This is a genomic window from Marinobacter alkalisoli (genome assembly GCF_045449855.1).
Lineage (GTDB): Bacteria > Pseudomonadota > Gammaproteobacteria > Pseudomonadales > Oleiphilaceae > Marinobacter.
The window spans coordinates 1-11,133 of sequence record NZ_JBJJLC010000058.1 but is presented as its reverse complement, the minus strand read 5'-3'; the positions used below and the strand labels follow the sequence as shown (position 1 = coordinate 11,133).

Below are 11,133 nucleotides of genomic sequence, written 5' to 3'. Positions count from 1 at the left end.
AAGTCGCTCCTGCCTCAACACGGCAAACTCCGATAACCCGATAATACTCTAAAACCTGTGAGCAACTCACAGGTCAAAGGTTTTTTTAAGGTAGGAAGGTTACTGCCCCTTGGCGCGAAGGAACGTACCGCAGTGCTTGCACTGGTCCGGCGCCATCAGCTTCGCCTGCCAGCCAATCTTGTGACCACAGGCCGGACACGCCAGCCGCAACTGAAGCACAATAATCGGCGTGACCAGAGCCGCGATCAGAACCCCGAGCGGCCCCCAGCTCTCGCCACTGGACAAGCCCAACTGACTGCTGAACACCAGAATGATCGTCAGCGCCACGAAGGCAAAGATAAAATAATTCCGGTTCCAGCGCTCCCACTGGCGGATTTTCCGGTCTTGTTCCGGGGTCAGGTAGTGGCTTGTCATGGTGTCTTACCTTGCTGGGAATTGGTCAGATGCGATGGTTAAAAAGGCTGACTATATGCGCGTATCCACCGGCACGCCGGTCACCATGGTACCTTCGGTGAGAGCCTTTTCCAGCGTAGCGACAGGAACCGGCCGGCTGATCAGGTAGCCCTGGGCCAGGTCACAGTGATGATCCTTGAGGAACGCCAGCTGCTCCATAGTTTCCACGCCCTCCGCGACAACCTGAATGCCGAGGTTGTGGGCCAGGTTGATCACCGCGCGGGTGATCACTGCGTCATCGTGACGCTCGGTGACCTCGGTAATGAACGAGCGGTCGATCTTCAGCAGGTCGACCGGGAAGTCACGCAGATACCCCAGCGATGAATACCCCACCCCAAAATCGTCGATGGCCAGGTTCACACCAAGCTGGTGGAGCCTGGACAGTTGGTTGAGGTTGTGTTCGATGTTCTGAATGAAGATTTCCTCGGTCAGCTCTACCTCAAGCCGTTCCGGTGGCACATTATGGGTCTCCAGGGCCTCCCTGATGTGATCCACCAGATTCTCATCGTCCAGCTCACGCCCGGACAGGTTGACGGCAATCCTCAGGTGCTCGAACGCCGTGCCCTGCCACCTGGCCAATTGCTGGCACGCGGCCATAACGACCCAGCGGCCGATTTCGGTGATGCGCCCGCTCTCTTCCGCCAGTGGGATGAATTCCATTGGCGGCATCAACCCGCGCCGGGGGTGCTGCCACCGTATCAGCGCTTCCGCACTGAGAATCTCAGCACTCGCCAGATTAACCTGGGGCTGGTAGTACAGCACAAACTCGTCGTTGGCGAGGGCGTGGCTGAGATCCTTGTCCAGTTCCAGGCGCATGACCTCCCGTTCCTGCATGCCCTCGGTGTAGAACTGGTAGGTGTTACGCCCCTGTTCCTTGGCCCGGTACAGGGCAATGTCGGCGTTGCGCAGCAGGGTGTCGGTATCCAGCCCGCTCTGGGGATAAATGGCGATGCCCATGGTTGCGGTGATGTAATGGGCCTCGTTCTGAACCTCGAAGGGCTCGGCGTAACACTGCTTGATCTGCCCCAGCAGATGAATGACATCGTCCAGGTTATCAACGTGTTGCTGGCAGATCATAAACTCATCTCCGCCAGAGTAGGCCACCAGGACTTTTTCGTCGCTCAGGCTGTTAAGGCGCTCGGAAACCTTGATCAGCAGCTCATCCCCGAACTGGTGGCCAAGGGTGTCATTGAGCATCTGGAAGCGGTCGAGGTCGAGCATCACCAGTGCGACCTGGCGCATTTGCCGGTCGGCGATGCTGAGGGTATGGCTGAGGTCTTCCATGAAGAAACGGCGGTTCGCCAGACCGGTGAGGGTGTCGGTGGATTCCAGCCGGGCCAGGTCCTGTTGCGCCGCCTTGCGCTGGTCAATTTCGAACTCCAGTTCCTTGCGGGTCTTCAGCAGGGCACGATTGCGCTTGAGGACCAACTGCACCAGCAGGGTGGTGAGACTGGTGAGCACTCCCATGAACAAGATGGAGATAAACGTGGTCCAGGGCCAGATGCTTTTCCGGCTATTGACCCAGTCGGTGGTCGGGGTAACGGTCAGTGACCAGCCCAGCATCGGCAGATCGACATCCACCGTATGGGCGTAATTGCGAGCATATTCCCCGCCGGTATTGAGTTCGTAGGCCGGGGCGCCGTCATCGGAAATCCGGACATGGAAGGCGTCCAGGACCCGGTTGGTGAGTAGGTGGCGGGCCAGGGTGTTCATCTGGAAGACACCGGCAATAAAGCCGTTGTTGCGCTCACCCGCATAGACCGGAACGTAGATCACCAGGCCCTTGCCGCCCTGCCGGAGGTCGATTATCCCGGAAATATCAATGGTGCCGTTGGCCTGTGCCGCTTCCAGCGCTGCCCGCCGCTCGGGAGAAAACGCCACGTTATAACCCACTACCTCTTCGTTACCGGACAGGGGTTCCAGCCAGCGGATGATGAACTCGCGGTCAATCCACTCCAGGGCCTGATAGACCCCGAAGTCGTCAAGGTAGTTCCTGGCGTCCCGGCTCCAGAGTTCTTCCGTCATATCCGGGTTGGCTTCGAGCCGCTGCGCCATGCGGCGGACCGCCTCAACGTGAACCAGAAATTCCCGCTCCAGGCTGTTGGCCATGGCCTGACTCTCATTGGTCAGGTTGCTGTTGATCTGGCGTTCGTCCTGCCTGTCGAGGCCGTATTTGAGGACGGAGGCAATGCCGAGGAAAAAAATCAGAATCAGTACCGGAACAACAGGGTGCAGCAGCCCCCTGACGACTTTGTTTGTCACGGATTCAGGTTTTTCCACACGTTACTCCGGTCAGGTGCTCTCTGAACCACATGGCGCTGCCAGTACTCGGATTGTTTGACCCGATTATGGCAGAAGGCAGGGGGTTCGAACAGGTCATTAAGGGCAGCGGTGGCGGGCGGAATCGTCGCCGTGGCACCGGGCCTACCCTCGGGAGACGGGCGGTACTCCGAGCCGGGGGATTTCCTGTTTGGGGCATCGATCCATGACCACCGTCAGGCCGGCGGCCTCCGCTTTCCGGGCACCCTGTTCGTTGATCACGCCAACTTGCATCCACACCACGGGGATGTTGAATTCAATGGCCGCGTCGATGACCGGTCCGGTCCGTTCCGGCGCCAGAAACAGTTCCACCATGTCCACCGGCTCGGGCAGGGATTTGAGGTCGGCGTACACGGTTTCCCCAAGAAGCTGCTGGCCGGCGAGCCGCGGGTTCACCGGAATGACCCGGTAACCACGACCCTGCAGGTAAGCCATTACCTCGTGGCTGGGGCGGTGGGATTTGTTGCTCGCGCCGACAAGGGCAATGGTTCGGATGCTGGTCAGGATAGCGCGAATGGCTTCTGGTGTCTGGCTTGGCATGGCTGTGTAAACCCTGGTTGCGGTTTGTGTTGTCGGCCGGTCATCGGTCGCCGGTGTCCGGGAATGATACTATAGGTCTTTGATCGCCAAGGCTTGCATGTAATAGGATCGCTGTTCAAGGTGCTCTCCCGTCTGATGCGCCCGGTAACTCACAAAGGACCAGAGTATGGCAGTCTTGACCATGCTTGGAGTTGGCCACTCCGAAGCGATTGATCACTGGAACAATAATGCCATGGTGGAAGCCGGTGGTCGTCGCCTGCTGATCGATGCCGGTTATACCATCAAATTCGCATTGCGGGATCGGGGCCTGACCCTGGCGGACGTGGACGCTATTTTCATCACCCATGCCCACGCAGATCACTGTTTCGGCCTGGAGCGTCTGGGGTACGAATGCCGTTTCCGTTATGGCTTCAAACCCACACTTTACCTGCCTCCCGGCGTTTATGAAGAACTGTGGGATCACACCCTCAAGGGCGTAATGGGCCAGGTGGGAGAAGGGCCGGCCGAGCTGGCGGATTTCTTCGATGTGGTCCTGCTGGATGATCAGCCCTTTGAATTCGAAGGGGTCCGTTTACGGCCGTTCCAGAACCGCCATACCCCGGAAAAGCCGTCCTATGGCCTGGTGCTGAACGAGCATTTGCTGTTCAGTGGCGATACCCGTCCAATTCCCGAGCTGGTATCCAGGTACGCCCCCCGGACCATTCTTCACGACGCCACCCTGTCAGACTGGAATCCGGTGCATGCGTCGGTTCGCGAACTCCGTGAAAACTATCCGCAAACCGTGCGTGAACGTATGTACCTGATGAGCTACGAGGACACTTTCGAGCAACACCGGGCGGAGGTGGAACGGGACTTTGCCGGCTTTGCGCAGCAGGGACAGGAGTTTGCCCTTTGACCGACGACGTAATGGTTGCCCGGATCATCCATTCCGACCTTAAGGCAGGGCGCTTTCTGGTACTGGTGACCGAGGATCAGGCGCTGTGCTATAGCCACTGGCGCCCGTTCCAGAGGGCCGGGTACCCGGCAGTCACGGTGGGTCAGGCGTTCCGGGTTCGCCTCGGGCGGGATCGTCGGGATGGCCAGACGTTGGTGGTGCGGGAGGTGCTGGACGCCTGCGAGACGGCAGCGGTGGAGGTGAACGGCCACGGCCTGGCGCTGCCAACGGATCAGCCGCGCCACCTTGCCGGCGCTGAATTCCTTGCCGCCATCGGTGCGGCGGAAGGTGTGGTGGTGATTGCCAATGCGGTGCTGGATGGCTCGGAACAGCCGGATCTGGACATTGCCGGATCGGTGGTGCTGATCAATTGCCGGGTGTCGGGTGATTTCCGCTGGCTCCGTGCGCGGTTTCAGGGCAGCCTGTGGTGCCTTAACTGTCAGTTCAATAACCATTTCAGCCTGAAATCCGCCCACCTGGATGGCAGCGTGGTGATGTTCGACTGTGATTTCAGTGGCGCCGGCGGTATTTCCTTCCGTGGCATCCGGGCCTGTTCCGTGCTGATGGAGTTCGGCACCCGCGGCAGCGATGACATGCTCTGGCTCAACGAAATGACCCTGAGCGGCTGCCTGGCGCTGAACGGCAGTTTCGAGGCGCCGGTGCAACTGATGGCCGTGCAGGACGAAGCGCCGGTCAACGATCAGCCCGCCCTGGGCGGTGTATACATCGGACGGCAGAGCTACCACGCCGAACAACTGAGCCGGAATAGCTTTGAGGGGGGACTGTTTTTCGAAGGCTATACCGTCTCCGGCGGTATCGAGATCCGTCGCAGTCACCTGAATCAGTTACGCCTGACAACGGTCACTGCGGATTCAATCCTGGTCGACAACTGCGAACTCGCGGCCGACCTCTGGCTGGACCGGGTCGTAGTGGTGGATGAAGACACCGGCATTGCCATCGAGGATACCCTGGTGGGCCGCCACCTGCGGATGACCGGTCGCCGGCTCCGGGGGCGTTGCAGTCTGGTCGGGTCGTCGGTGGGCCAGGCCTGGATGCTGGCGCTGGAAGCGCCCGATGAGGGCACCCCAAGCATCGAGATGGCCCGCTTTCACGCGGAACAGGCCTGGTTTGATCCGGTGTCACTGGTTTACGGGGCCAGCCCCGCCCGGCGATCCACGACACCCCCGCCCTTTGGTCTGCTGGCCAGGGCCCGTATGCCTCGTCCCGACCGGGAGGACCGCCGCCAGCTGGCGGAAGCCTACACCCGCTTCAAGAACTGGATGTCCGCCACCGGTCATCTGCGGGAGGAGGATCACGCGTTTTTCCACATGCGCCACCACAAGGAAACCAGCCGGGCCCGTCGCTTCCTGCTCGGTGGCGTCTTCGGGTGGGGCATCCGGTTGCGGAATGTTCTGGCGACGGCGCTGATGGTCTCGGTGATATTCTCGATGCTGTACATGGCCATTGGCGTCGGCTCCGGCGAGGCGGTGATGCTCAGCCTGCAGAGCTTTATCAGCAGCTTCTACGGCCAGTGGAGTGAGCCGGCCCCGCCGGCCACCGGCCTGCTTTCCATGTTGGTGACCCTGGAATCCATGATCGGAGTGCTGCTGGTGACCGTATTGGTAGGTGCCTATATTCGAAAGCTACTGAGATAACTCCGTCATGTGGTACCTGTGTGGACTTGGAAGCAACATTGAACCGCAACACAACCTGGCCAGGGCCGTCGAACGGCTGTTGGATACCCATGGGTCCCTGTGGCTGTCGCCGGTGATCCACACCCGCCCCCGGGGCATCGACACCGAGCGCTCGTTCCTCAACGCCTTGGCGGTGCTATTCAGCCCATTGTCCCCGCAACAACTGAAGTGTGAACTGAACCAGCTGGAGGAATCCTTCGGGCGGGACCGTTCCGACCCGCTCAGCAGCTGCAAGGACCGCACCCTCGATGTGGACATCCTGGAATACAGCAAGAGTGGGCGCTTCGCGGGCTCGAACATTGATGAGCCCTATTACCGGGACCTGTTTGACGGTCGCAATGATGGGTCAGTCCGGGTTTCCCTTGACGTCGCTGACCATACCCTGGGCCAGGCGCCGGCCACCATCCACCGGAATCTGGGCGCCGGTGATGAAATCGTTGTCCACCAGGGCCAGCAACTGGAGAACCACACTGTGAAAGCCGCCTTCGCGGGCCAGCAGGGTTTCTGACAGCACCTGCTGCCGTTGGCTGTCGGTGTGGCGGGGAAGAAAGCCGATCGGCCCGGGCATAATAGCGTTTACCCGCACATTGGGGGCCAGCAGGGCGGCATAGCTCAGGGTCAGGTTGGCCAGGGCCGCCTTGGACGCGCAGTAGGCACTGTAGAGCGGATTCGGGCGCTCCGCGAAAATATCGGTGATGTTGACGACCAGTGACGGCCGCCCGAACGCCAGGGCTGCCTGTTCCAGAGGGACTGACAGACCGTGCATCAGTTGCATGGGAGCCGTGCTGTTTGCCTGAAACAGGTAGGAAGCCTGAGCCGCCCGCTCCCGTGGATCTTCAGCGTCGGTCTCAAACGTGGAGGCGTTGTTCACCAGTAGGCTGACGTTGGCCGTGTCGCGGGCGATCTCGTCAATCCGGGCCTGTAGGGCTTCGGGATCCCCCAGGTCGACCTGTAGCGCCGTCGCACCCTCGCGAACCAGGTGGTTCACGTCGTCGGTGGGGGTCCGGTACAGGGCAAACACCCGGTAGCCCCGCTTGATCAGCGCTGCACTGATCTCGTAGCCAAGCCTGCGTCCGGCGCCGGTTACCACGGCTACGGGAGCGGTCGACATGGGATCAGTCCCGGTGGCTGAGCAGTTGCAGGAATTCGGTTCGGGTCGCCTGGGATTTGCGGAACTGGCCCAACATCACTGAGGTTTTCATGCGGGAGTTCTGTTTCTCCACGCCCCGCATCATCATGCACATGTGCTGGGCCTCAATCACCACGGCCACACCTTTGGCACCGGTGACTGTTTCAATGGCTTCGGCGATTTCCCGGGTCAGGTTTTCCTGGATCTGCAGTCTGCGCGCGTACATGTCGACAATGCGGGCAAACTTGGACAGCCCCAGAACCTTGCCCTGTGGCATGTAGGCGATATGGCACTTGCCGATAAACGGCAGCATATGGTGCTCGCACATGCTGTAGAGTTCGATGTCCTGAATCATCACCATCTCGTCCATGGAGGACTCAAAGACGGCGTTGTTGACCAGTTCGCCCAGATCCTGCTGATAGCCGTTAGTCAGGAACTGCATGGCCTTGGCTGCGCGCTTGGGCGTGTCCATCAGACCCTCGCGGGAGGTGTCTTCCCCCAGGCCGTTAATGATGTCGCGGTAATGGCTGGTCAAGTCTTCCAGGGAGTTGCTCATAATCGGTTCCGGTATTCAGTGTCTGATTCAAAGCGAAGCTTAAGGGAAATCGCCGGTTATCTCCATGGTTTACGTGGACCCGTCCACAAAAGACCACCGATGACCCGGATGACGCCCGCAAATTCGATGAGTGGCTATGGCGGCCCGCACCGGTTTGTTCTACAGTTTCAGACTGCAAACTCTTTCCAGGAACAGAACATGGATCAGGTGATCTCCGGACACGCAACGGCTTCCCGGGGCAAACAACAGGTTGGAACACTGGAATGGTGGCAGCAGGGCGGTAAGTGGTTCAGCTATGAGGGCCACGCCATATTCAGTCGCATGGCGGGGCAGGGAGAGCCGCTGGTATTGCTCCATGGTTTCCCCACCGCAAGCTGGGACTGGAACCGGATGTGGCCGATGCTGACCCAGCAATACAACGTGCTGGTGCTGGATATGCTGGGGTTTGGGTTCTCCGACAAACCGGTGGGCTATGACTACAGCATTGAGGACCAGGCAGATCTGTTTGAGGGCTGGATTGCCGGCCTGGGTTTGCAGAAGGTGCATCTGCTTGCCCACGATTACGGTGACAGCGTGACCCAGGAGCTGCTGGCCAGGGAGCAGGAAGGCTCGTTACCGTTCCGCATTGCCAGTGTCTGTTTCCTTAACGGCGCGCTGTTTCCGGAAGTCCATAACCCGCTGCTTATCCAGAAACTGTTGCGCAGCCCCCTGGGCGGCCTGATTAGTCGTGGTCTGACCCGTCGCACCTTTGAGCGCAACTTTCGCCGGTTACTGGGGCCGGCCAATCCGCCGGATCACCAGGACATGGACGATTTCTGGCAGCTGCTCACCTACAACAATGGCCGCGGCATCCTGCACCACCTGATTCATTTCATGGAAGAGCGGCGTTGCCACCGCAATCGCTGGGTGGGCGCGTTACAGAACGCAACGCAGCCGATGCGGCTGATTTCCGGCGTGTCGGACCCGGTGTCGGGCGCGGCCATGGCAAGGCGCTACCGGGAACTGGTGCCGGATGCGGATGTCGTCAGTTTGCGAAACATCGGCCACTATCCACACTTTGAAAGCCCATGGGATGTGTTCTCGGCTTATCGGGATTTTCGCAAACAGTGTTAGTGTCCGCTATCGGCGACCATTGCCGTGTTATCGTCATCGCGGCGGGCGGAGACATCTAAGGTTCTCGGCGCACTGACCACCTGATTACGGCCCCGGGATTTTGCCAGGTACAGCGCCTGATCGGCCCGGTTCAGCCATACCGACCAGGTTTCACCCTTGACGACTTCCGCCACACTGGCACTGGCCGTGACACTGATGTCATCCAGGAAAGGGCGAGCGCTGATGCAGGTGAGCAGTTCCTGGGCCAGGGTGTCGGCGTCCCGCTGGCGGGTCTCCGGCAATACCAGCATGAACTCCTCGCCCCCGATCCGGAACAGCTGGTCACTCTCCCGCAGACGCCTGCGCATCCTCACGGACAATTCCGTCAGCACTGTGTCGCCAGCCAGGTGCCCCCATTGGTCGTTGATTGTCTTGAAGTAGTCGAGATCCAACAAAATCAGGCTGGAGACCCGCTCATAGCGTTCCCGCATCTGGATCTGCCCGTTGAGGATATCCGCCAGCTGCGACCGGTTGAGGCAGCCGGTCAACGGATCGGTTGTTGCCAGGCGCGTGAGTTCCTCATGAAGTCGACCCACCAGCCAGGCGAAAATCATCGCAAACAGGCAGGTGAGGCCGAGGGAAAAGGTGATACGCCAGAAATCCGCTTCCGGGAACTGGAGAAACGACACCACCGCCATGACGGTGACAAACAGGATGTTGCAGACGGCCGCCTCCCGTAACGGCAGCAGGAAGAACAGGGCAGTCGCGGCCGGGTAGGCCCAGTAGAGGCCGGCATGGCCGTTGATGGTGGTGGAATAGGCGGCGCATATGACCGCCAGCAATGGAAACAGGCGCCCTTTCAGGAAATAGACGTTACGGAAACGGAGAAGCGCGATGACCAGCAGGGCATTGATGCAGAACAGGATCAGCAGTGCGGACAGCAGATAGTTGTCATGATTCCACTGCACCATGACCAGTGGGGCAACGGCAATGAACGACCAGAAATGAAGGTGGTAGACCAGTTGTCGTTTGAAGCCCAGTACCGCGAGAGTCGGGTTGGTGGCCAATGTGTCCGACGAAGCAAATGGATTCACAGCCTACTCCTGCTGTTGTGTTCTATTGAGCCCGCTTCCATGACCGGACTTCAGGAAGTCTAGCACGGTGTGTCGCGAGGTGGGGGCAGATTAAGTGGATTGAGGCGGTGTCTTCTCTGGCTGGTAGCCCGACAGTTCGATAAACTTCCGGGGTTTTCAGGAGGGAGCCGTCATGACAGCCATACATACCCGATCGCCCGCATTGACTATCCGGGCCGGTCGCCGAGCCCTGCAGCGACTGCACGACAAGCCACTGTCCGCGGACGATGTCCATGTGATTCCCGGCGCCGCCGGCGGCCCCAAGGCCCTGGGTATTTCGGGGCTGGACAAGGCCATTTTCGGAGACTGGTTGCCTGCTGTCCCACAGGAGCGTTCGCTGATCGGCTCGTCCATTGGCAGCTGGCGCTTTGCGGCCATTGCCTCGACCGATGATCCCAAGGCCCAGCTGGCACGCCTGGCTGACCTTTATACTTCCCAGCGGTTTGCCAAGGGCGTGAGTACTGCCGAGGTGAGCCGGAAAAGTGTCCTGTTTCTGGAAGAGTTGCTGGGCGGCCATGAGGACTATTTGCTGAACCACCCGTTCTATCGGCTCAATGTGGTTGTGGTGCGCAGCCGGGGCATGCTGGAGCACGATACCCGGGGCAGGCTGAGCCTTGGCCTGATGAATGCGATCAGTGCCAACATGGTGAGCCGGCGTCACCTGGGTCGCTTTATGGAGCGCGGCATCATTCACGATGCCCGCCTGAAAACGCCGGTGTCGAAACTGGTGGATTTTCCCAGCCATGAAGTGGCACTGACCCGTGACAATTTACTGCCTGCGCTGTTGGCGTCGGCGTCCATTCCGATGGTGATGTCCGGTGTGCGCAATATCCCCGGTGCGCCGGAGGGGGTCTACCGCGATGGCGGGCTGCTGGATTATCACCTGGATCTGCCCTACGAACAGCCGGGGATTATTCTTTACCCGCATTTCACCGACAGGGTGGTGCCGGGCTGGTTCGACAAGACGCTGCCCTGGCGTAGGGGCGATGCGACTCGTCTTCAGGATGTGGTGCTGGTGGCGCCTTCGCCGGAGTATCTGGAGTCGTTGCCGGATCGCAAGCTGCCGGACCGGAAGGATTTCGAGAAGTACGTTGGCGATGATGAAGGGCGAGAGCGGTCCTGGCGTAAGGCGATTGCCGAGAGTGACCGGTTGGGGGATGAGTTTATGGAGTTGGCTTCCTCCGGGCGGTTGGCTGAGGTGGTTCGGCCGCTTTAGGTTTGCCATTTTGGGGTTGGGCTGCGGCGGATAGCGCTAGTGATTGGGAGTTTCGGGCTGGTGGGGT

The 11,133-nt window shown here is 60.0% G+C and carries 10 protein-coding genes and 1 pseudogene; 5 read left to right on the top strand and 6 right to left on the bottom strand.

Going from position 1 to position 11,133, the window contains the following annotated elements; genetic code table 11:
- Window positions 1–99: 99 nt before the first annotated feature.
- From ACJO5Y_RS19570 to ACJO5Y_RS19560, 3 genes are all read right to left on the bottom strand, one after another.
- Window positions 100–414 (bottom strand): hypothetical protein, encoded by a 315-nt coding sequence (locus ACJO5Y_RS19570; RefSeq protein ID WP_406989524.1) that lies wholly within the window; start codon window positions 412–414, stop codon window positions 100–102.
- A 51-nt stretch (window positions 415–465) separates the two neighbouring features.
- Window positions 466–2,733 (bottom strand): putative bifunctional diguanylate cyclase/phosphodiesterase, encoded by a 2,268-nt coding sequence (locus ACJO5Y_RS19565; protein WP_406989523.1) that lies wholly within the window; start codon window positions 2,731–2,733, stop codon window positions 466–468.
- Window positions 2,734–2,877: 144 nt separating this feature from the next.
- Complete coding sequence (locus tag ACJO5Y_RS19560; protein WP_406989522.1) at window positions 2,878–3,312, bottom strand: CoA-binding protein; 435 nt, start codon at window positions 3,310–3,312, stop codon at window positions 2,878–2,880.
- A gap of 166 nt (window positions 3,313–3,478) precedes the next feature.
- On the opposite strand from ACJO5Y_RS19560, the gene ACJO5Y_RS19555 reads away from it, so the two are divergent.
- The 3 genes and pseudogenes from ACJO5Y_RS19555 to folK form a co-directional block, all read left to right on the top strand.
- Window positions 3,479–4,207, top strand: coding sequence for an MBL fold metallo-hydrolase (locus ACJO5Y_RS19555; RefSeq protein ID WP_406989521.1), 729 nt, complete (start codon window positions 3,479–3,481; stop codon window positions 4,205–4,207).
- A complete protein-coding gene (locus tag ACJO5Y_RS19550; protein WP_406989520.1) occupies window positions 4,204–5,901 on the top strand; it encodes a hypothetical protein in 1,698 nt (565 codons plus the stop codon). The genes ACJO5Y_RS19555 and ACJO5Y_RS19550 overlap by 4 nt, the downstream gene beginning before the upstream one ends.
- A 7-nt stretch (window positions 5,902–5,908) precedes the next feature.
- Window positions 5,909–6,202, top strand: a pseudogene (gene folK / locus ACJO5Y_RS19545) (2-amino-4-hydroxy-6-hydroxymethyldihydropteridine diphosphokinase); the annotation flags it as partial.
- A gap of 84 nt (window positions 6,203–6,286) precedes the next feature.
- Here the strand turns inward: folK and ACJO5Y_RS19540 are convergent.
- Both ACJO5Y_RS19540 and folE read right to left on the bottom strand, forming a co-directional pair.
- Entirely contained in the window at window positions 6,287–7,051 is a 765-nt protein-coding gene (locus ACJO5Y_RS19540; RefSeq protein ID WP_406989519.1) for an SDR family NAD(P)-dependent oxidoreductase, read from the bottom strand.
- 4 nt (window positions 7,052–7,055) lie between these two features.
- On the bottom strand, window positions 7,056–7,625 hold the full coding sequence (folE, locus tag ACJO5Y_RS19535) for a GTP cyclohydrolase I FolE (protein ID WP_406989518.1): 570 nt from the start codon (window positions 7,623–7,625) through the stop codon (window positions 7,056–7,058).
- Between the two features lie 198 nt (window positions 7,626–7,823).
- On the opposite strand from folE, the gene ACJO5Y_RS19530 reads away from it, so the two are divergent.
- Entirely contained in the window at window positions 7,824–8,738 is a 915-nt protein-coding gene (locus tag ACJO5Y_RS19530) for an alpha/beta fold hydrolase (RefSeq protein WP_406989517.1), read from the top strand.
- Here the strand turns inward: ACJO5Y_RS19530 and ACJO5Y_RS19525 are convergent.
- Window positions 8,735–9,811 carry a GGDEF domain-containing protein gene (locus ACJO5Y_RS19525; RefSeq protein WP_406989516.1) on the bottom strand — a complete coding sequence of 359 codons (1,077 nt, stop codon included), beginning with the start codon at window positions 9,809–9,811 and terminating at the stop codon, window positions 8,735–8,737. The genes ACJO5Y_RS19530 and ACJO5Y_RS19525 overlap by 4 nt on opposite strands.
- 172 nt (window positions 9,812–9,983) lie before the next feature.
- On the opposite strand from ACJO5Y_RS19525, the gene ACJO5Y_RS19520 reads away from it, so the two are divergent.
- Complete coding sequence (locus ACJO5Y_RS19520; RefSeq protein ID WP_406989515.1) at window positions 9,984–11,066, top strand: patatin-like phospholipase family protein; 1,083 nt, start codon at window positions 9,984–9,986, stop codon at window positions 11,064–11,066.
- Window positions 11,067–11,133 lie beyond the last annotated feature (67 nt).

Coding starts and splice junctions, on each gene's coding strand:
- ACJO5Y_RS19570 (WP_406989524.1), bottom strand. CDS start 414: ATGACAAGCCACTACCTGACCCCGGAACAAGACCGGAAAATCCGCCAG.
- ACJO5Y_RS19560 (WP_406989522.1), bottom strand. CDS start 3,312: ATGCCAAGCCAGACACCAGAAGCCATTCGCGCTATCCTGACCAGCATC.
- ACJO5Y_RS19520 (WP_406989515.1), top strand. CDS start 9,984: ATGACAGCCATACATACCCGATCGCCCGCATTGACTATCCGGGCCGGT.
- ACJO5Y_RS19540 (WP_406989519.1), bottom strand. CDS start 7,051: ATGTCGACCGCTCCCGTAGCCGTGGTAACCGGCGCCGGACGCAGGCTT.
- ACJO5Y_RS19555 (WP_406989521.1), top strand. CDS start 3,479: ATGGCAGTCTTGACCATGCTTGGAGTTGGCCACTCCGAAGCGATTGAT.
- folE (WP_406989518.1), bottom strand. CDS start 7,625: ATGAGCAACTCCCTGGAAGACTTGACCAGCCATTACCGCGACATCATT.
- ACJO5Y_RS19530 (WP_406989517.1), top strand. CDS start 7,824: ATGGATCAGGTGATCTCCGGACACGCAACGGCTTCCCGGGGCAAACAA.